Origin of the sequence: Pseudomonas sp. NS1(2017) (genome assembly GCF_002269425.1) — a bacterium.
Taxonomy (GTDB): domain Bacteria; phylum Pseudomonadota; class Gammaproteobacteria; order Pseudomonadales; family Pseudomonadaceae; genus Aquipseudomonas; species Aquipseudomonas reactans.
On record NZ_CP022960.1, the window covers coordinates 2,855,004 to 2,872,345 of the forward strand.

A 17,342-nucleotide genomic window follows, 5' to 3' on the forward strand; every position below is an offset into this window, starting at 1 on the left:
GTTCAGAACTCATAGTCGACGCTGGCGGTGAGGGTGCGCCCGGCACCGGGGATGCCGTAGAGCTGGAAGCCATCGAGGGAGGCGCCGACCTGGCTGTAGTAGAACTTGTTGAATACGTTGTTGAGGTTGAGGTTGACCGTGGTGTCCTTGTTCACTTTGTATTGCGCGGCCAGGTTGCTCAGCCAGTAGCCGGGTGCTTTTTCGTGGTCGCGGGTGTAGATCGCGTACACGCCGGACGGGCCATTGGCGTAGCTGCTGTTGTTGTTCAAGCCGCCGACGTATTTGTTGTCGGTGTAGCGGCGGCGGCCCACGTATTGCTCGCCGTAGCTGAGGCTCAGGGCGTCGGTGACGGCGTAGGTGGTCCACAGGTTGGCGGTCAGGTCGGGGACGTTCTTGGCTTCGGCGCCCTTGTTGATGCCTTTGGTCTGGGTGCTTTTGAGTGCCGAGAAACCACTGTAGGCGGTCCAGCGCGGGGTGATATTGCCTTGCAGGCCCAGTTCGATGCCGTCTACACGCTTGGCGGGCAACGCGCGTACCGGGGCGGATTCGCCGTCCTGGTATTCCCAGGCGTTGTCCAGTTCGGTGCGGAAGATCGCCGCCGTGACATTGAGCCTGTCGTGGGCAATGTCCCACTTGGTGCCCAATTCATAGGTCTTGGACTTGGCCGGGCTGTAGTTGCTGGTGCTGGCTGCGCCGTAGATCTGGTTATTGGTCGACGCGCCCAGTGCCGACGGCTGTGCCGCTTCGCTGTAGGACACATAGATGCTGCCGTTGGGCAATGGCTTGAACACCGCACCGACCCGCCCGCTGACGGCACCGTCAGTGCTGCTGATGCTGGCCTGGCCGCGTTGGCTGGTTTGTGCGCGCCAGTTGTCATAGCGCAGCGAGCCCAGCACTTGCCATTGCTCATTAAGGGTGATGGTGTCGCCCAGGTAGATCCCGGCGTTGTCGATCACCGAACGCGGGTCTCCTTCGCCTTTGGTCACGTAGGTGCTGGCGAAGCTGTGGCTGGGGTCGTTCATGTCGAACAGCATGTTGCCAGCCGGCACTTTGGCGTTGCGTTTCAGGCCGCCGTAGGTCTCGTGATAGAACTCCAGGCCGCTGACCACGGCGTGCTGCAGGCTGCCAGTGGTGAGGTTGAAGTTGAAGTCGGTCTGGTTGTCGAGGATGGTGTAGCGCTTGGACAAACCGAAGTCACTGCCGCGCAGGATGCCGTAGGCGGTGTTGCTGTTGTTCACGTAGTCGGTGTAGGCATTCACCGTGCTGCCCGGCACTTGGCTGATAGGGCCTACACCGGTGTAGCCCAAGGTCGCACAGCGGGTGCCGGTGCAGGTTTTCTGGCCGTTGGCGCTGGCGGCGAAGAAGCGCGCCGGGGAGAGCACGGCAAAATTGTCGCTGCGTTCCCAACGCGTCTGGTTGCGCAGGTTGGCGTCATTCCAGTCGAAGTCATGCTCGAAGCGCGCCGTGAGCGAGGTGGTTTTGTTCTCCTGAGTGTAGAGGCTCGAGTCGCCGTACCAGTTGGAGCGCTTCACGCCGGGCATCCGATCGCCATTCGTCCCACGCTGAATCGGCACGCCGCCGTCCGGGGTGTTGGTGTCTTTCTGGTAGAAGGTGTCGACGAAAAAGCGCGTGTCGGTGCCGAGGCCGAAGCCGAACGAGGTGGCAATGCCCCAGCGGTCGTAGTCCACGTCGTCGCGCTCGGCCACCTGGTTGTAGTGCTTCATCAGGTTGACGCGTACGGCGGTGGTGTCGTTGATCTGTTTATTCAGGTCGGCGGTGAGACGTCGGTAGGCATCGGTGCCGATACCGGCGGAGACGCGGTTGGCGTCGCCCAGGTGCGCTTCTTTACTCACCAGGTTGACGCTGCCACCCACGGCCGACACGCCGGATTCGATGGAGCCGGTGCCCTTGAACACTTCCGCCTGTTGCAGGTTGAAGGTGTCGGTGCGCGTGGACATGCCCGCATCGCGCACGCCGTCGACGGTCAGGCTCTGTTCGGAAGAAAACCCGCGAATCGAAAACAGATCGCCCCACCCCAGGTTGCCCTCGCCGGACATGAAGGTAATGCCCGGCACGTTGCGCAGCACTTCCTGCAAGGTCTGCGCGTTCTGCTCCTTGAGTACCTGCTGCGGCACGATGGTCACGCTTTGCGGGGCGTCCAGCAGCGGTTGGCTGATTTTTGCCGAGGTCACCCGGTCCACTTTGAACGTGGAGGTGGCTTCGCCATCGACCTTGATTTCCGGCAGGCTCAGCACCGAATCGTTGGACTTGGCCGTTGGCGCATCGGCAAAGGCGACCGGGGCGACGCTGCCGGCAGCCAGCAGGCCGAACATCGGTGCCAGGGTAGTGTGCAGGGTATGGCTGCGAGGTGTGGGCAATGACATGAGTGGCTTCCGAGTCTAAATTACAATTACTCTCATTTAGGTTCGGTAGTCTAAAGAGCGATTCCGCCTGTCATCCCTCGGGTTTGTATCGCGGGTGCGTGATTATGGTTTCCTACAACATTCCATTACATTTGCCTGCACGGCTGGCTGAACTTTCGGCTATTTGCTGCGTTTCATTGTTTTTCGGATTGACTGCCCATGGCCAAGCAAGACCACCTGCTGATCGTTGATGACGACCCGCAAATCCGCCAGTTGCTCTGCGACTACTTGAGCGACGCCGGCTTCCAGGTGTCCACGGCGGCCGACGGCAAGGAAATGCGCCGCCGCCTGGCGCTGAATGTCATCGACCTGATCGTCCTCGACCTGATGCTGCCTGGCGAAGACGGCCTGAGCCTGTGCCGCGAACTGCGGGTGAACTCCAACACGCCGGTGGTGATGCTCACGGCAAAAGGCTCGTTGATCGACCGCATCGTCGGCCTGGAAATCGGCGCCGACGATTACCTGCCCAAACCGTTCGACCCGCGCGAGCTGCTGGTGCGGATCAAGGTGGTGTTGCGCCGAGTGCAGAGCTTTCCCGACCGCGCGCGCCTGGATGAAGCGCCGAGCATCCGTTTCGCCGGCTGGCAGCTCGACACGCGGGCGCGGCAGTTGCTGTCGCCGGAGGGTGTGGTGGTCAGCCTGGGTAACTCCGATTACCGTGTGTTGCGCCTGCTGTTGCAGCACCCCAATCGCCCGCTGAGCCGCGACTTTTTGCTCAACCACGTGTTCGACAAGGACAGCACACCGTTCGACCGTTCCATCGACGTGTGCGTCAGCCGCTTGCGCTCGCAACTGCCGGCCAGCTTGATCAAGACCGTGCGCAACGAAGGCTACATGCTCACCGCCGATGACGTGGTGCTGGAGTCGTGAGACTGCTGCCGCGTTCCTTGTTCGGGCGGCTGGTGCTGATTCTGGTCAGCGGCATGCTCGCGGCGCAGGCGCTGACCAGCAGCATCTGGTACGACCGGCGCCATGGGCAGGTGCTGGAAATCCCCGCGCGCTTGATTGCCACGCGCCTGGCTGACGTGGTGCGGCTGGTGCACAGCGATCCGCAACAGGCGGACCTGCTGATCAAGATGCTCGACACGCCGACCTTCCGCCTGACCCTCAGCGACCAGGCCAGTAATACGCCCAGCACCTTGCAAGACAGCGATCGTCCCACCGAACGGTTGATCAAGAAGGTATTGTCGGAAAAAACCGGTTACGCCCAGACGCTGATCCTGTTGCGCCTGTCGTTGGTGGATGGCGAAGGGCAAACCGCCGGGTTGCCGACCCTGCTGGGTTCCAAGCCGGTGGTGGGGCAGTTTCTGATCGACCTGCGCTTGCCCGACGGCCGCTGGTTGCAGGTGGATGCCAGCGAGGAACAGGGTTGGACCAGCACCTCACCGCTGGACCTGTTGTTCGATTACGTCATGCGCATTTATTTGCTGCGGGTACTGGTATTGGTGCTGATCGCTCTGGTGGCGGTGCGCCTGGCGATCCGTCCGCTCAACGCGTTGGCCAAGGCGGCCGAAGCCCTGGGCCGGGATATCCAGCGTCCGCCGTTAGCAGTGGATGGCCCCACCGAAGTGCGTCGTGCCGCCCAGGCGTTCAATGCCATGCAACAGCGGCTGATCGCCAACATCGCTGAGCGCACGCGGTTTCTTGCGGCTATTTCCCACGACCTGCGTTCACCGATCACACGCCTGCGCCTGCGCACCGAGATGCTCGAGGACAACCGCACGAAGGAGCGTTTTCGCAGTGACCTGGAGGAAATGGAGCACATGGTCGCCAGCACTTTGGATTTTGTCAGCAGTGGCGAAATCAACGAGGCGCGGCAGAACATCGACATCAATGCGTTGTTGCAAAGCTTGCAGGCGGATCTGCAGGACGTGGGCGAACACGTGGTGATCGAAGGCCGGGCAAGACAGCCACTGCCAGGGTACGCCCGCAGCCTCAAGCGTTGTGTGCAGAACCTGCTGGAGAACGCGGTGCGTTATGGCAGTGAGGTGGTGGTGCGTGTCGAGGACCAGGCGGATAGCTTGAAGATCGTCATCAGCGACCGAGGGCCGGGGATTCCCCAGGCACAGCTGGAGCAGGTGATGGAGCCGTTTTATCGGGTGGAAGGCTCACGCAATGCCGAGACTGGCGGGTATGGCTTGGGGTTGAGCATCGCTCACACCATCGCCAAGGCGCATGACGGGCGATTGAGTTTGCGTAATCGGGAAGGTGGGGGGCTGGAAGTGGAGTTGCAGTTCCAACGCAGATCCTGATGTGAGAACACAACCTGTAGGAGCCGGCTTGCCGGCGATGGCGGTCTTGAGAACGTCATCGCCGGCAAGCCGGCTCCTACAGGGTCAGGGCATCAAGCCCCGTGGCACTTCTTGAATTTCTTCTCGCTGCCGCACGGGCAAGGATCATTGCGACCCACGTCCTTCAAGGCATTGCGCACCGGCTCCTGGTGAGCGTGGCCGCAGTTCGGGCCGTGGACATGGCCGTGGTCGTGATCATGCTGATCGTGATCGTGGTTGCAGTCAGGACCATGGACATGGGGTTGCTGAGTCATCGATGTCGCTCCGGAATAAAATCGCCGGGGATTATCTCGCCATTGTGGTTCACCTGCACGTCATAACCGATGAATAATCCGGTTTTCAGCTCACCTTCCAGGCGATAGGGCACCGGCCGGTCAGGATTTTTCAGCATCTGCACCACATCGCGAATCTGCGGCCAGAGGTTGGTGCGCACGGACACCCGGAAAAACTTATGACTGCGCGGCGGTACGGTGAGCCATTCGTTGGACTCACCTTTGGTGAGCACAAAATCATCCAGGGTCACTTTGTAGATCAGGCCGCGTACGGTCAGGTCGGCGTCGTCGCGGTTGTCCACGCGAAAATACAGCTTGAATTTCTGCTCCAGCAACTTGGCGCGAACCACTTCGACTTTGACCAGGGAGACATGGGGCGGCGGGGAATCATCTTCGAACCACGACGCGCAGCCGGTCAGGCCGAGGGTCAACGCCAGCAGCAAGCTGTATATCCGGAGCATGGCGTTAATCCTTTGAGATTTTAGAGGTAGCTGGAGCAGCACTTCTTGAATTTCTGCCCACTGCCGCACAGGCAGGCATCGTTACGCCCGGCCTTCACTTCTACCGTCGGGTCGATGAAGTACCAGTGCCCTTCATTCTGTACGAAAGAGGACTGCTCGCGGTGGCTATGTTCGCCAGTGCTGTCATGCCAACGCGCGGTGAAGGTCACGAAAGCGTGTTCCGGCTGGCCGCCGAACACCTCGGAGCTTTCCACCTCCAGGCCGAGCCAGGTGCTTTGGGCGCTCCAGGCGCCGATGGCATTTCGGTCCAGACCAGCCTGTTGCGCGGGCAGCGTGGTAGCGACCAGGTAGTCCACCAGGCCCAGCACGTAGGCGCTGTAGCGCGAGCGCATCAACGCGGTGGCGCAAGGTGCCGGATGGCCGGCGTGATAATGACCGCAGCAGGCATCCAGCAGGTTGCCACTGCCGCAGGGGCAAATGGATGTACTCATCGGGTTACCACCAATACTTTCCGAAGTTTTCCGGGTTGGCCCAGAAGCGGGCGTTGAGCCAGTCCGGCACCTGTTTATAGTCAAGCAGATCATAGGTAAACAGCGTCAGAACCTGCTCATCGCGCTGGAAGCGCTCGCCGGCCTGCAGGGCCAGGGAGAAGAAATCGGTGTCCTTCCAGTAGCAGGCGCCCAGGTCCACCAGCACCGCGATGCGGCTGGCATTCAGGTTGCGGATACCGCCCAACAGGGTCAGGCCTTGCGGTTTTGACAGGTGCTCCAGGCAGTCCACCACCAGCGCCAGGTCAAACCGCTGTGCGGCAAGCTCCGTGGGCAACGCACCTGGCTGCGCGACGGACACTTGGGTATCCGGGTGGGCTTTTTGAAAAGCCTCCAGCGCCGGGAACTGGCTGGCGCCCAACAGCAGCAGGCGTTTGGGCTGGTGCAGATCGAGCAAGGCGGCCAAGGCTTGCTGGGGCGTACGGGCAGAAATACCGGCGGTCATCAGAGATCCTCACATCAGGACCGTAGAGACTAGCGCGGCTGAGCGTGCGGGCCTAGAGCGGGCGGCTGTGAAAAGTCCTGCGAATGCGGCGATCCTCAATGAATACAGGGGCGCGGCGTAGTGGCGCAGATGAAAAGAGCCGTCTTTACTCCACCCATCGGCCCCCGCCGATCCCCTCAGGAGAAATCAGATGAGCATCATGCGGACAGCTCTACCCTTGGTTCTGCTAACCGGAGTATTGACAGGTTGCGCAGGTTTGCAAAAAACCGATTGGCCCACCTGCGCCGCCCTTGGCGGTGTGACCGGTGCGGCGATCGGTGCCACTGAAAGCTCGGCCTACGCGGGCGCTGGTGCGCTGCTGATCGGCGGCATGGCCGGCGCCTATTGCTGGGTACACGGCGATGGTGACGAAGACGGCGATGGTGTGCCGGACAGCCGTGACAAGTGCCCAGGCACGCCAAAAGGCGTGCAGGTGGATGCCAATGGTTGCCCACCCACACCGCCAGCGGCCGTGGTTGAGGAAGTGGTCGTGGTCAAGGAGGAAACCATCGTGATCCGCGATGTGCACTTCCAGTTCGACTCGGCCAAGCTGACGGCGGCGGACAAAACCAAGCTCGACACCATCGCCACGCGCTTGAAACAAGAAGCCCCGAGCGCCCAGTTGCGGGTCAGTGGCCACACCGACAGCGTCGGCAAAGACGCCTACAACCAGAAGCTTTCGGAAAAACGCGCCCACTCGGTCACGGACTACCTGATCGGTGCCGGTGTGCCGCGCAGCAATGTTGTCTCGGTGACCGGCGCAGGTGAAAGCCATCCGGTCGCGGATAACAAAACCGCCGACGGCCGCGCCTTGAACCGTCGCACGGAAATCCAGATCAACCGCTGACGGCCCTTGCCCCTGTGGGATCCACAGGGGCATTGCTGCCAATCCTCCCCCTTTATCAACTTTTTTGATCCTTCACTGGCAAAGCGCCTGTGGAAGTCGTTACTGTGCGTCCAAAGAAAAACTAGAAATAATTTTTGAAAATTTTCAGGGGAGCTCCACGATGCGTAAGGTTTTACTGCTGGCCCTGTTGGTCAGCCCCGTTGCCCTGGCTCAAAGCGTCAGTGTGGAACCCAACTCATTGATGCGTCTGCCCAATAGCACCAGCGTGCTGCAACTGGAGCGTCTGGAAGTGGCGGACTACGGCACCTTGCTGATCCCCGCCAACATCAGCCAAGTCACGGTAGATGAACTGCACCTGGGCCGCGAAGCACGCATCGCCATTGTGCCCGGCAACACCGCGCTGCAATTGCAGGTGCGCCATGCGCAGTTGGACCACGGCAGCCAGATCACCTCGCGCGGCGCGCCCGGCACCCACGAAAAACCGGCCAAGGCCGGGCGTGACCTGACGTTGCGCATCAACTCATTGACCGCTGAAGAACTCTCGGTAGACGCCCGTGGTGGCGCTGGTGCACAGGGTTATTCCGGGTTGGACGGAGCCAATGGCGTGGATCCAGGCTGCACCTGGGGTTCGGCCGGTCGCGGTGCCAATGGTGATAACGGCGGTGATGGCTTGCCTGGCGCGTCCGGCGCGCAGGTGCGGGTCGAGTTGCCGCAGGACTTCCCGGCGCAGCAGATCAAGGTCTGGGTGGACGGTGGTCCCGGTGGTTTGGCCGGTACTGCTGGCAAACCGGGCAAGGGTGGCCAGTCCAAAGGCTGCCTGGTGTACCGCGCCGATGGTGGCGAGAAGGGCCGCCCAGGGTTGGAAGGGCAGCCGGGGCCGGCTGGGCCTGCGGGGACTGTGACTATTCAGCGGCTGTGAGTCGTTTGGGCTGACGTCTTCGCGGGCTTGCCCGCGAAGAGGCCCTAAAGAACACCCTTAGAACATCGGTCGAGCCGAAGCAATCGCCACCACCACCAAACCCACGATCAAATTGATCCCCACCAACCGGCGGATCTGCCCCAGCACCGCAGCACCCGCCGGCCAATCCTCAGCCGCCACCGCCGTGCGCAACTCCGGGAATTTCAACGCTTGGATACGGATAAACAACGCCGTCATCACCAGGTACAACCCCATCATTACCTGCACATAACGCGGCGCCGTCTCAAACCCATTGAAGCGCAATTGCAGCAGGCCAATGCCGCTGATCGGCAAAATCGCCACCGCGACCCACACCCACACGAAAAAACGTTGAAACACATTCACCCACAACCTGAGGCGGGCAGGGCCCTCAAGTGCCGCCACAGCGGCGGGGCGCAGGATCATCCAGGCGAAAAACATACCGCCGACCCATACCAGGGCGGCCAATACATGCAGGGTGTAAGCGAGGCTAAACGCGGTCATTGTGGTACTCCGTTCTGCGCGGGATTCATTAGCGGGGTATGATAGCCGCCGATCCGAACCACTGAAAATTTATCCAGCGTTTTTTGCGCCCGACTATCCATGATCAGCACTGAACTCAAAACCACGATCCAGGGCGCCTACTCGCGTTTTCTCGAAGCCAAGAGCTTGAAACCGCGCTATGGCCAACGCCTGATGATCGCCGAAGTGGCCAAGGTCCTCGGGGATATCGACACCGACGACGAAGGTCGCCGCGAGGGTGAGCCCGCGGTCGTGGCCGTCGAGGCCGGCACCGGTACCGGCAAGACCGTGGCCTACAGCCTGGCCGCGATCCCCACCGCCAAGGCCGCCGGCAAGCGCCTGGTGATCGCCACCGCCACCGTCGCCCTGCAAGAGCAGATCGTCTACAAAGACCTGCCCGACCTGATGCGCAACAGCGGCTTGAACTTCACGTTCGCCCTGGCCAAGGGCCGTGGCCGCTACATGTGCCTGTCCAAGCTCGACGTACTGCTACAGGAAGGCCACGCGCAAACCGCCACCGCGTCACTGTTCGAAGAAGAAGGCTTCAAGATCGAGGTGGATGAAGTCAGCCAGAAGCTGTTCACCAGCATGATCGAGAAACTGGCCGGCAATAAATGGGACGGCGACCGCGACAGCTGGCCCACCGCCCTGGAGGATTCCGACTGGGCGCGCCTGACCACCGACCACAGCCAGTGCACCAACCGTCATTGCCCCAACTTCGGCCAGTGCGCCTTCTACAAGGCCCGCGAAGGCATGGGCAAGGTCGACGTGATCGTCACCAACCACGACATGGTCCTGGCCGACCTGGCCCTGGGCGGCGGCGCCGTGCTGCCCGACCCGCGTGACACGCTCTACGTTTTCGACGAAGGCCATCACCTTCCCGACAAGGCCATCGGGCACTTTGCCCACTACACGCGCCTGCGTTCCACTGCCGACTGGCTGGAAACCACCGCGAAGAACCTGACCAAGTTGCTGGCCCAGCACCCGCTGCCCGGCGACCTGGGCAAGCTGATCGAACAGGTGCCGGAGCTGGCTCGGGAGATCAAGACCCAGCAGCAATTCATGTTCAGTGCCTGCGAACAGGTGGCGGATTTCAAACCCGGCGAAGACGTCGAAGGCCGTGAGCGGCCGCGTCATCGGTTCGTCGGCGGTTTGATTCCCGAGCACATGCGCGAAATGGGCATTGAGCTGAAGAAGGGTTTCTCACGCCTGACCGATCTGTTCACCCGCCTCACCGACCTGCTCAAAGAGGGCATGGACGGCGAGGTCAATATCGGCATCGCCAGCAACCAGGCCGAGGAATGGTACCCACTGTTCGGCAGCCTGTTGTCGCGTTCCCAGGGCAACTGGGAGTTGTGGACGGCCTTCACCGTTGAAGACCCGGAAGACAACCCGCCGATGGCGCGCTGGCTGACCCTGTCGGAAAGCGGTGCGCTGTTCGACATCGAGGTCAACGCCAGCCCGATCCTGGCGGCGGAAATGTTGCGCCGCAACCTATGGAACGTGGCCTACGGCTGCCTGGTGACCTCGGCCACGCTGACCGCCCTGGGCACGTTCGACCGCTTCCGCATGCGTGCCGGCCTGCCGAAAAAGGCCGTCACTGCGGTGGTGCCGAGCCCGTTCCATCATGCCGATGCCGGTGTGTTGCGGGTGCCGGACCTCAAGGCTGACCCACGGGATGCGGCGGCTCACACGGCTGCGATCATCCGTGACCTGCCGGAGCTGGTAGAAGGTTCACGCGGTACGCTGGTGCTGTTCTCGTCGCGCAAACAGATGCAGGACGTGTTCGACGGCCTCGACCGTGACTGGCGCAAGCAAGTGTTTATCCAGGGCAACCTGTCCAAGCAGGAAACCCTCAACAAGCACAAGGCGCGGGTGGATGGCGGGGATTCCAGCGTGCTGTTCGGCCTGGCGAGCTTTGCCGAAGGGGTGGACTTGCCCGGCGCCTACTGTGAACACGTGGTGATCGCCAAGATCCCGTTCTCGGTGCCGGATGATCCGGTCGAGGCGGCGTTGGCCGAATGGATCGAAGCACGGGGCGGTAACCCGTTCATGGAGATCTCGGTGCCGGACGCTTCCTTGAAGCTGGTCCAGGCTTGCGGTCGTTTGCTGCGTACCGAAGAGGACCGAGGCACCATCACCTTGCTCGACCGCCGATTGGTCACCCAGCGCTATGGCAAGGCTATCCTGAATGCCTTGCCGCCGTTCAGGCGCGAAATTTCTTAAGCCACCGTGGGCGGATTCGCCCACTTCGTGGTCTATCTCACTGTATTTCATCAGGCCATTCATCGGCCGTCTGGGAGAACCTTGCTCGTATGATTCGCACGCTGCCCGCCCTTTTTGCCCTGCTGTTCGCCGCGCCCTTGATGGCCGCGCCTGCCGGGCAACAGACCTTGTTCAACTTCGTCCGGCCCGCTGATGTGGTCAAGGTGGCGACCCAGGACGCCAGCCTGCCGCAGTACAACGCCGAGCAGACCCCCGAAGGCGAAGTGTTGCGCCGCATCACCTTCAACCCTGCTGCCGAACCGAGCCTGGTACTCAGCCCACAAACCGGTGCCTGGGACTGGTCCCAGTCGGGGGCCATGAGTTTGCGCATCCAGAGTGCGATGGATTGGGCGCTGACGCTCTACGTGAAAGTGCAGAGCAGCGACGGCCGTACCCTGGTCAGTCGCATCGACCTGCCGGCGGGCCCGGCGCAGACTCTGCTGGTGCCGTTGCAGGCCAACTCGCCGTTGAGCCAGGGCATGAAGGCCGGCCCGCCGATGCCGATCACCCTAGACGGCCAGCGCGTCTTGCTGGCCAGCAGCGCGGGTGAAATCGACCGTAGCCAGGTGGTCTCGGTGACGCTGTCGATGATCAAGCCCAACGCCGCCCAAAGCATCCTGCTGGAGCGCTTCGGCGTGCAGGACAGCGAGCCGGTGCTGAAGGCTGCGTACAGCGAATTGGTGGATGCCTATGGTCAGTCCACCCGTGCGCGCTGGCCGGAAAAAGTCAGCAGCGACGAACAACTCAAGGCCGCCGCGGCCAAGGAGCAACAGCAGCTCCAGGGCTGGCTGGCCACGCGAGAAAAATCCTCGTTGGATAAGTACGGTGGCTGGAACAAAGGTCCGGCGTTCGACGCCAGCGGGTTTTTCCGCACCGAAAAGCGCGATGGGCGCTGGTACCTGGTGACGCCGGAGGGGCATCCGTTCTATTCGCTGGGCGTCAATACCGTGGCTCCGGACAACAACCAGACCTACGTGTCCGGCCGTGAATGGATGTTCGCGGCGCTGCCCAAGGCCGGCGAACCGTTCGACAAGTATTACGGCAGCGGCGACAACCGCACCGGCAACGGCGCGGGTGAAGGCCGCAGCTTTGGCGCCGGGCGCTGGTACGATTTCTACGGCGCCAACCTGCAACGCACCTATGGCGGTGACGGGTTTGACCAGAAGCGCTGGACCGCTCACACCCTTGATCGCCTGCAAGCCTGGGGTTTCAACACTGTGGGCAACTGGAGCGATGACGACTTGACCCGTGCCGATCGCGTGCCCTACACCTTGCCGCTGTCGATCGTCGGCGACTACACCAGCATCAGCACCGGTACAGACTGGTGGGGCGGCATGCCCGATCCGTTCGACCCGCGCTTCGCCATGGCCACCGAGCGCGCCGTGGCCATCGCTGCCCGCGATCACCGTGATGATCCGTGGTTGATCGGTTTCTTTGCCGACAACGAGTTGGCCTGGGCCGGCCCTGGCGATGATCCTAAATCCCGCTACGCCTTGGCTTACGGCACCTTGCGCATGACCACCGACGTCCCGGCCAAGCGCGCGTTCCTTAAGCAACTGCGCGACAAGTACCGTAACGAAGAAGGCCTGTCGAAAGCCTGGGGCATCGAATTGAAAGGTTGGGAGCTGATGGAAGACCCAGGCTTCGAACCGCCGATGCCCAACGCCGAGCACCCGGAAATCGAAGCAGACTTCAAGTATTTCCAGAAGACCTTCGCCGATGCTTACTTCAAGACCATTTCCGACTCGCTGAAGTGGCATGCGCCCAACCAACTGCTGTTGGGTGGTCGTTTTGCGGTGAGCACGCCGGAAGCCGTGGCGTCCTGTGCCCAGTATTGCGATGTGCTGAGCTTCAACATGTACACCCTCAAGCCACAGGACGGTTATGACTTCGCCGCCCTGCGTGCGCTGGACAAGCCGGTGCTGATCACCGAATTCAACTTCGGCTCGGCTGACCGTGGGCCGTTCTGGGGGGGCGTGACGCAGTTGGCCCGGGAGGAAGATCGCGGCGCGGCCTACGGCAACTTCCTCAAGCAGGCCATGGCCGAGCCGTCGATTGTCGGCGTGCATTGGTTCCAGTATCTGGATCAGCCGGCAACCGGGCGTTTGCTGGACGGTGAAAACGGCCACTTTGGCCTGGTGGGCATCACTGACGTGCCGTTCCAGGGCTTTGTCGACAGCGTGCGCAAAAGCAACCTGGCGGCGGTCGATCAGCTGGGCAAGGCAGCAGAAAAGGCCAAGGCGGCGGGCGCCGTGCGTGAAAGCGAAGGCGGCAGGGCCGGGCACGAAGGCAAAGGCCCGGGGCAGGGCGCCGGGCATGCGGGCGGGCACTCAGGGAATGGTCATTGATTGAGGGCTGACGGGTTCACAAAACCCACCAGTACTGGAACAATGTCGGCCACTTTTTGCTGTGTTGTCCGAGGGTGTTCAGGTGCAGATCCAGGGTCATTACGAACTCCAGTTCGAAGCGGTACGTGAAGCCTTTGCCGCGTTGTTCGATGACCCGCAGGAGCGTGGTGCCGGGCTGTGTATCCAGATAGGCGGCGAAACCGTCGTCGACCTGTGGGCCGGCACCGCCGACAAGGACGGTGCCGAGGCTTGGCACAGTGACACCATCGTCAACCTGTTCTCCTGCACCAAGACCTTCACCGCTGTGACGGCCCTGCAATTGGTGGCCGAAGGCAAGTTGCAACTGGATGCACCCGTTGCCAACTACTGGCCCGAATTTGCTGCAGCGGGCAAAGAAACTATTACCCTGCGGCAGTTGCTCTGCCACCAGGCCGGGTTGCCGGCGATCCGCGAGATGCTGCCGACCGAGGCGCTGTACGACTGGCAACTGATGGTCGACACCCTCGCGGCCGGAGCCCCGTGGTGGACGCCCGGCCAAGGTCATGGCTACGAGGCGATCACCTACGGCTGGCTGGTGGGTGAATTGCTGCGTCGCGCCGATGGGCGTGGGCCGGGAGAATCCATCGTGGCGCGGGTTGCGCGGCCGTTGGGGCTGGACTTTCATGTTGGCCTGGCGGATGAAGAGTTTTATCGCGTGGCGCATATAGCACGCAGCAAAGGCAATATGGGCGATGAAGCGGCACAACGTTTACTGCAAGTAATGATGCGTGAACCTGCGGCCATGACCACACGTGCATTTGCCAATCCGCCGTCTATTCTGACCAGCACTAATAAACCTGAATGGCGCCGTATGCAGCAGCCGGCGGCAAATGGTCACGGTAATGCACGCAGCCTGGCGGGCTTTTATAGCGGTTTATTGGACGGTAGTTTGCTTGAAGCCGATATGCTTGAACAATTGACCCGCGAACACAGTGTCGGGCCGGATAAAACGTTATTGACACAAACCCGCTTTGGCCTGGGCTGCATGCTGGATCAACCGCAGTTGCCCAATGCCACCTTCGGTCTGGGCCCACGTGCATTCGGGCATCCCGGCGCGGGCGGCTCGGTCGGATTTGCCGATCCTGAGCATGATGTAGCATTTGGTTTCGTCACTAATACATTGGGACCTTACGTACTTATGGACCCGCGGGCACAGAAGTTGGTCAGAATATTGGCCGGTTGTCTGTAAACCCCTTGCTGTTTCACGTTTTTTTGTTACAAAGGCAACTATAAGAAGATGCTGTAGGAAAAGATTTAACTTTACGCTGCAAGCATCTGTTTAACGGATCATTCAGATCCCTGGTTTTTTCTCATTTTGTGGATATCTCATGTTATCGAACAAGTCCTTGGCACTGGCGCTATGCCTCACTATTACCGGCTGCGCACAAACTCCGCAAAATGATGCCGAGGGCGGGCATTGGTGGTCATTTGGATCTGATAAGGCCGCGACCAAGGACGCAGTGACCCAAACCGATGCCAAGCCGGACGCTAAACCGGACGCCAAGCCCGCTGCCGGCGCCAAGCCTGCCGCCCCGGTAGCCGCCGCTGCAGCACCCGCCGCCAAGGCTGACACCGGCTCCAGCTGGTGGCCGTTCTCTTCCAAGACTGCCGACGAAAAGGCCGCCGATGCCAAGGCCGACCTGAAAGCCGACCTCAAGGCCGCCGAGCCCGCACCTGCCGCCACTCCAGCCGTCGCCAAGAACGACACCGAAACCAAATGGTGGTGGCCGTTCGAAAGCAAACCCAAGCCATTGGCCAAGGTCGACGTGACCAACGTGCCGATGCCTGACCCGAAAATCACCCAGGCCTGGTTGGACGATTATGAGCCACGCCTGCGTGCGGCCATCAAGGACAGCAACCTGCAACTGGAGCGTCGCGACAACGTGCTCGTCGTGATTGCCCCGGTAGACGGCTCCTACAACCCGAAACGCCCGGCCATGTTGCTGCCGGTCACCCTGGGCCCGTTCACCCGCGTCGCCAAGGCTGTTGAAGCCGATCCGAAGACTGCCGTACTGGTACTGGGTCATGTCGACGCAACTGGCACCGCCCCAGCCAGCCAGGTACTGACCAAGGAACGTGCACAATCCATCGCGTCGATCTTCAGCCTCAGCGGCCTGAAGCAGGACCGTCTGATGCTGCGTGGCATGGGCGACCTGATGCCACGTGCTGCCAACGACAGCAACCAGGGCCGTGCCCTGAACCGTCGTATGGAGATCATGTTCACTCAGCGCACCACCATGCTGGCGCTGTTGAGCAAGTACCAGTCGGGCAAGACTCCGCCTGTCGCCGAGATGGTTGCAGTGCAGGACGTTCCGGCCCCGGCCCCAGCCGCCAAAGCCGCCGCTAAAAAGGCGCCAGCCGCCAAGAAAGCCGCCGCCAAGCCAGCCGCTAAAAAGGCGCCGGCCAAGCCCGCGGCCAAAAAGCCAGCGCCGGCCAAAGCCAAGGCTGCTGCACCGGCCAACGACCAGGCGAAAAACTGATCCGCTGAACCAGAAGGATAAAGCCGCATGACCCAGGCACTGGCCGATATGCGCCGTGACTACACACGGGATGGTTTGAGCGAGGCCCAGGCCCCGGGCGAGCCGTTTGCCTTGTTCCACCAGTGGTTTGCCGACGCGGTGAAAACCGAGCAGCCACCGGTGGAGGCCAATGCCATGACTTTGGCCACGGTCGACCAGGACGGTCGCCCGCACTGTCGCATCCTGTTGCTCAAGGGCCTGGACGCGCAGGGCTTTACCTTCTTCACCAACTATCAGAGTGCCAAGGGCCAGCAGCTCGCGGCGCGGCCGTTTGCGGCCATGACTTTCTTCTGGCCGACCCTGGAGCGCCAAGTGCGTATCGAAGGGCGGGTGGTGAAGGTCACGGCTGAAGAGTCGGACGCTTATTATCAGGTCCGCCCCCTGGGCAGCCGCCTGGGCGCCTGGGCGTCCCCGCAGAGCCGGGTCATTCGTGACCGCGAGGAACTGCAGGATCTGCTCAAGGCCACCGAGCAGCGTTTCAGCGACACCCAGCCCGACTGCCCCGAGCATTGGGGTGGCTACCGCTTGCTGCCGGAGCGCATCGAGTTCTGGCAAGGTCGTGCCAGCCGCTTGCACGACCGCCTGAACTATCGCCTGCAAGGGGCCGATTGGGTGCGCGAGCGCCTGGCGCCCTGAGCGGCACCTTTCGTCACTTCATCTGAATGTTGCCCATCACGCCGAAGTCTCTATACCAGAGGCTTCGGGCGTGTAGTGCTGCGCCGTGTTCCTGGCGACTGTCGCGACTACAATCAAAGCAATCCTTGAAGGTAACGCTACCGTTCGTCGATTTTTCTGGTGCGGACAGTCTGTACTAAGGCTGAATGAAAGCAATTTTCTCCGCAGCTTGCCGTGACAGGCGTCAAGCTGCGGCGTCTAATGAACACCTGTCCTTTGGAGTTGATGCTATGCGTAAGTCCGTTTTACTGGTTGCCTGCTTTACCACCCTGTCGTTGCTGCTGGGTGGCTGCGCCTCGAGTCTGACCGGCGACTCGTATTCCCGTGATGAAGCGCGTCGTGTACAGACCGTGCGCATGGGGACCATCGAATCCCTGCGTCCGGTGAAAATCGAAGGCACCAAGACCCCAATCGGTGGCGCTGCCGGTGCCGTCATCGGCGGCGTTGGCGGCAGTGCCATCGGCGGCGGCCGTGGCAGCATCGTGACCGCCGTGATCGGTGCTGTTGCTGGCGGCCTGTTGGGTTCGGCCACCGAAGAAGGCCTGACCCGCACCCAAGGTGTGGAAATCACCGTTCGTGAAGACGACGGCAGCATGCGCGCCTACGTGCAGGCCGTGCAGGAGAATGAAATCTTCCGCATTGGTGACCGCGTGCGCATCATGACCGTTGATGGCACCAGCCGCGTTACTCGCTAAGCGCTGGTTGTAGAAA

The 17,342-nt window shown here is 61.7% G+C and carries 16 protein-coding genes; 10 read left to right on the forward strand and 6 right to left on the reverse strand.

Annotated features, from left to right (window positions below):
• Positions 1-2: 2 nt before the first annotated feature.
• Positions 3-2,384 (reverse strand): TonB-dependent siderophore receptor, encoded by a 2,382-nt coding sequence (locus tag CI807_RS13475; RefSeq protein ID WP_095014982.1) that lies wholly within the window; start codon positions 2,382-2,384, stop codon positions 3-5.
• A gap of 198 nt (positions 2,385-2,582) precedes the next feature.
• On the opposite strand from CI807_RS13475, the gene CI807_RS13480 reads away from it, so the two are divergent.
• A complete protein-coding gene (locus tag CI807_RS13480; protein WP_095014983.1) occupies positions 2,583-3,293 on the forward strand; it encodes a response regulator in 711 nt (236 codons plus the stop codon).
• A complete protein-coding gene (locus CI807_RS13485) occupies positions 3,290-4,675 on the forward strand; it encodes an ATP-binding protein (RefSeq protein WP_095014984.1) in 1,386 nt (461 codons plus the stop codon). The genes CI807_RS13480 and CI807_RS13485 overlap by 4 nt, the downstream gene beginning before the upstream one ends.
• Before the next feature lie 92 nt (positions 4,676-4,767).
• Here CI807_RS13485 and CI807_RS13490 read toward each other — a convergent pair whose 3' ends face one another.
• Genes CI807_RS13490 through CI807_RS13505 form a run of 4 tightly spaced genes read right to left on the reverse strand, consistent with a single transcriptional unit; the run spans position 4,768 to position 6,440 of the window.
• Positions 4,768-4,968 carry an SEC-C metal-binding domain-containing protein gene (locus CI807_RS13490; RefSeq protein WP_095014985.1) on the reverse strand — a complete coding sequence of 67 codons (201 nt, stop codon included), beginning with the start codon at positions 4,966-4,968 and terminating at the stop codon, positions 4,768-4,770.
• Positions 4,965-5,447 (reverse strand): LEA type 2 family protein, encoded by a 483-nt coding sequence (locus CI807_RS13495; protein WP_095014986.1) that lies wholly within the window; start codon positions 5,445-5,447, stop codon positions 4,965-4,967. The genes CI807_RS13490 and CI807_RS13495 overlap by 4 nt, the downstream gene beginning before the upstream one ends.
• A gap of 20 nt (positions 5,448-5,467) precedes the next feature.
• Positions 5,468-5,938, reverse strand: coding sequence for a YchJ family protein (locus CI807_RS13500; RefSeq protein ID WP_095014987.1), 471 nt, complete (start codon positions 5,936-5,938; stop codon positions 5,468-5,470).
• A gap of 4 nt (positions 5,939-5,942) precedes the next feature.
• A complete protein-coding gene (locus CI807_RS13505) occupies positions 5,943-6,440 on the reverse strand; it encodes a DUF6231 family protein (protein ID WP_095014988.1) in 498 nt (165 codons plus the stop codon).
• A 190-nt stretch (positions 6,441-6,630) separates the two neighbouring features.
• Between CI807_RS13505 and CI807_RS13510 the strand changes: the two genes are divergently transcribed.
• Positions 6,631-7,326 carry an OmpA family protein gene (locus CI807_RS13510; protein WP_095014989.1) on the forward strand — a complete coding sequence of 232 codons (696 nt, stop codon included), beginning with the start codon at positions 6,631-6,633 and terminating at the stop codon, positions 7,324-7,326.
• A gap of 160 nt (positions 7,327-7,486) precedes the next feature.
• Positions 7,487-8,245 (forward strand): hypothetical protein, encoded by a 759-nt coding sequence (locus CI807_RS13515; RefSeq protein ID WP_016975050.1) that lies wholly within the window; start codon positions 7,487-7,489, stop codon positions 8,243-8,245.
• 57 nt (positions 8,246-8,302) lie between these two features.
• On the opposite strand, the gene CI807_RS13520 is transcribed toward CI807_RS13515, so the two are convergent.
• Positions 8,303-8,767 (reverse strand): CopD family protein, encoded by a 465-nt coding sequence (locus CI807_RS13520; RefSeq protein ID WP_095014990.1) that lies wholly within the window; start codon positions 8,765-8,767, stop codon positions 8,303-8,305.
• 99 nt (positions 8,768-8,866) lie between these two features.
• Here CI807_RS13520 and dinG point away from each other — a divergent pair, with 99 nt between their 5' ends.
• From dinG to CI807_RS13550, 6 genes are all read left to right on the forward strand, one after another.
• Positions 8,867-11,011, forward strand: a complete 2,145-nt coding sequence (gene dinG / locus CI807_RS13525) for an ATP-dependent DNA helicase DinG (RefSeq protein ID WP_016975052.1) — start codon at positions 8,867-8,869, stop codon at positions 11,009-11,011.
• 89 nt (positions 11,012-11,100) lie between these two features.
• Positions 11,101-13,398 (forward strand): beta-galactosidase, encoded by a 2,298-nt coding sequence (locus tag CI807_RS13530; RefSeq protein ID WP_095014991.1) that lies wholly within the window; start codon positions 11,101-11,103, stop codon positions 13,396-13,398.
• 82 nt (positions 13,399-13,480) lie between these two features.
• A complete protein-coding gene (locus CI807_RS13535) occupies positions 13,481-14,626 on the forward strand; it encodes a serine hydrolase domain-containing protein (protein WP_095017543.1) in 1,146 nt (381 codons plus the stop codon).
• Positions 14,627-14,765: 139 nt separating this feature from the next.
• Complete coding sequence (locus CI807_RS13540; RefSeq protein WP_095014992.1) at positions 14,766-15,917, forward strand: OmpA family protein; 1,152 nt, start codon at positions 14,766-14,768, stop codon at positions 15,915-15,917.
• 27 nt (positions 15,918-15,944) lie between these two features.
• Complete coding sequence (gene pdxH / locus CI807_RS13545) at positions 15,945-16,592, forward strand: pyridoxamine 5'-phosphate oxidase (protein WP_095014993.1); 648 nt, start codon at positions 15,945-15,947, stop codon at positions 16,590-16,592.
• 269 nt (positions 16,593-16,861) lie between these two features.
• Positions 16,862-17,326 carry a glycine zipper 2TM domain-containing protein gene (locus tag CI807_RS13550; protein ID WP_003189251.1) on the forward strand — a complete coding sequence of 155 codons (465 nt, stop codon included), beginning with the start codon at positions 16,862-16,864 and terminating at the stop codon, positions 17,324-17,326.
• Positions 17,327-17,342: the final 16 nt, after the last annotated feature.

What these genes read in the sequence shown, in the direction of transcription:
- CI807_RS13475 (WP_095014982.1), bottom strand. Translation starts at nt 2,384, where the DNA reads ATGTCATTGCCCACACCTCGCAGCCATACCCTGCACACTACCCTGGCA.
- CI807_RS13480 (WP_095014983.1), top strand. Translation starts at nt 2,583, where the DNA reads ATGGCCAAGCAAGACCACCTGCTGATCGTTGATGACGACCCGCAAATC.
- CI807_RS13490 (WP_095014985.1), bottom strand. Translation starts at nt 4,968, where the DNA reads ATGACTCAGCAACCCCATGTCCATGGTCCTGACTGCAACCACGATCAC.
- CI807_RS13495 (WP_095014986.1), bottom strand. Translation starts at nt 5,447, where the DNA reads ATGCTCCGGATATACAGCTTGCTGCTGGCGTTGACCCTCGGCCTGACC.
- CI807_RS13500 (WP_095014987.1), bottom strand. Translation starts at nt 5,938, where the DNA reads ATGAGTACATCCATTTGCCCCTGCGGCAGTGGCAACCTGCTGGATGCC.
- CI807_RS13505 (WP_095014988.1), bottom strand. Translation starts at nt 6,440, where the DNA reads ATGACCGCCGGTATTTCTGCCCGTACGCCCCAGCAAGCCTTGGCCGCC.
- CI807_RS13510 (WP_095014989.1), top strand. Translation starts at nt 6,631, where the DNA reads ATGAGCATCATGCGGACAGCTCTACCCTTGGTTCTGCTAACCGGAGTA.
- CI807_RS13515 (WP_016975050.1), top strand. Translation starts at nt 7,487, where the DNA reads ATGCGTAAGGTTTTACTGCTGGCCCTGTTGGTCAGCCCCGTTGCCCTG.
- CI807_RS13520 (WP_095014990.1), bottom strand. Translation starts at nt 8,767, where the DNA reads ATGACCGCGTTTAGCCTCGCTTACACCCTGCATGTATTGGCCGCCCTG.
- dinG (WP_016975052.1), top strand. Translation starts at nt 8,867, where the DNA reads ATGATCAGCACTGAACTCAAAACCACGATCCAGGGCGCCTACTCGCGT.
- CI807_RS13530 (WP_095014991.1), top strand. Translation starts at nt 11,101, where the DNA reads ATGATTCGCACGCTGCCCGCCCTTTTTGCCCTGCTGTTCGCCGCGCCC.
- CI807_RS13540 (WP_095014992.1), top strand. Translation starts at nt 14,766, where the DNA reads ATGTTATCGAACAAGTCCTTGGCACTGGCGCTATGCCTCACTATTACC.
- pdxH (WP_095014993.1), top strand. Translation starts at nt 15,945, where the DNA reads ATGACCCAGGCACTGGCCGATATGCGCCGTGACTACACACGGGATGGT.
- CI807_RS13550 (WP_003189251.1), top strand. Translation starts at nt 16,862, where the DNA reads ATGCGTAAGTCCGTTTTACTGGTTGCCTGCTTTACCACCCTGTCGTTG.